This window comes from Aquirufa aurantiipilula (assembly GCF_019923745.1).
Lineage (GTDB): Bacteria > Bacteroidota > Bacteroidia > Cytophagales > Spirosomataceae > Aquirufa > Aquirufa aurantiipilula.
On record NZ_JAANOG010000023.1, the window covers coordinates 1909 to 3584 of the forward strand.

The window sequence follows — 1676 nt, forward strand, 5'->3', positions numbered from 1 at the left end:
TAAATTTGGGAAACGATGTAGAGTATCTTAATTTATTAAGAGATTTTACACAAGGTTCTTTGACATATTGTGAGAATAAAGTAAAGAGTAAGAGCAAAAATAGATAGCGATTGCCTTCGGGCATGAAGATATTAGAGAGTAAGTGAAATAAGGGCGTATGGGGGATGCCTAGGCTCTTGGAGGCGATGAAGGACGTGTTAAGCTGCGATAAGCTTCGGGGAGGTGCACAAGACCTTTAATCCGAAGATTTCCGAATGGGGCAACCCACTAGATTGAAGATCTAGTATTCTATATAATAGAAGGCAAACCTGCTGAACTGAAACATCTAAGTAAGCAGAGGAAGAGAAAACAAAAGTGATTCCGTAAGTAGTGGCGAGCGAACGCGGATTAGCCCAAACCAGTGTTGTTGCGGCAAGACTGGGGTTGTAGGACTTCGATATCGATGATATAAATGAACGAGAACTGTCTGGGAAGGCGGGCCGTAGAAGGTGAGAGCCCTGTATTGGTAAGTTTATTTCATTGTAGGAGTATCCTGAGTAGGGGGGGACTGGAGAAATCCCCTTTGAATCTGCCGGCACCATCCGGTAAGGCTAAATACTACCAAGAGACCGATAGTGAACGAGTACTGTGAAGGAAAGGTGAAAAGTACCCTGAGTAAGGGGGTGAAAAGACCCTGAAACCATACGCTTACAAGCGGTCGGAGCCCTTTCGTGGGGTGACGGCGTGCCTTTTGCATAATGAGCCTACGAGTTACTTTCACTGGCGAGGTTAATCACATAGATGTGAGCAGCCGGAGCGAAAGCGAGTCTGAATAGGGCGCTTAGTCAGTGGGAGTAGACGCGAAACTTTGTGATCTACCCATGAGCAGGTTGAAGCTCCGGTAAAACGGAGTGGAGGACCGAACCAGTTTACGTTGAAAAGTATTTGGATGACTTGTGGGTAGGGGTGAAAGGCCAATCAAACTGAGAAATAGCTCGTACTCCCCGAAATGTTTTTAGGAACAGCCTCGGGGTCAAGTTTTAAGCAGGTAAAGCTACCGATAGGACTAGGGGGAGTCAAATCCTACCAAATCCTGACGAACTCTGAATGGCTTAAAATATACCCGGGAGTGAGGGTTGGGGTGCTAAGGTCCCAATCCGAGAGGGAAAGAACCCAGACCAACAGCTAAGGTCCCAAAATCTTTACTAAGTTGAACTAAGGAAGTCTGATTGCAGTGACAGCCAGGATGTTAGCTTGGAAGCAGCTATTCATTTAAAGAGTGCGTAACAGCTCACTGGTCGAGCGAGGCGGGCATCGATAATAAACGGGCATCAAGTAAAGTACCGAAGCTTTGGATTATATTTATATACTGGTAGGGGAGCATTCTGATTGCGGCGAAGGTTGAGCGACAAGCTTGGCTGGAGCGATCAGAAAAGCAAATGTAGGCATGAGTAACGATAATGAGGGCGAGAAACCCTCACGCCGAAAGACTAAGGTTTCCTCAGCTATGCTAATCAACTGAGGGTTAGTCGGGGGCTAAGGGTCTAGCGAGAGCGACAACCTAATGCACAACAGGTTAATATTCCTGTACTTACTTATTGGGCAAATAGATGACGGAGAGAATGGGTTACCAGATACTGACGGAATAGTGTCTTTGAGAGGCGGCAGCAATGCCAAAACGAGTGTAGCGAGTAATC

At 46.4% G+C, this 1676-nt stretch carries 1 rRNA gene (running past one end of the window); it reads left to right on the top strand.

Annotation, left to right across the window (positions count from 1 at the left end):
* The first annotated feature begins 136 nt into the window (after window positions 1-136).
* Window positions 137-1676 (top strand): 23S ribosomal RNA (locus tag G9H60_RS13740) (it continues 1389 nt past the right edge of the window).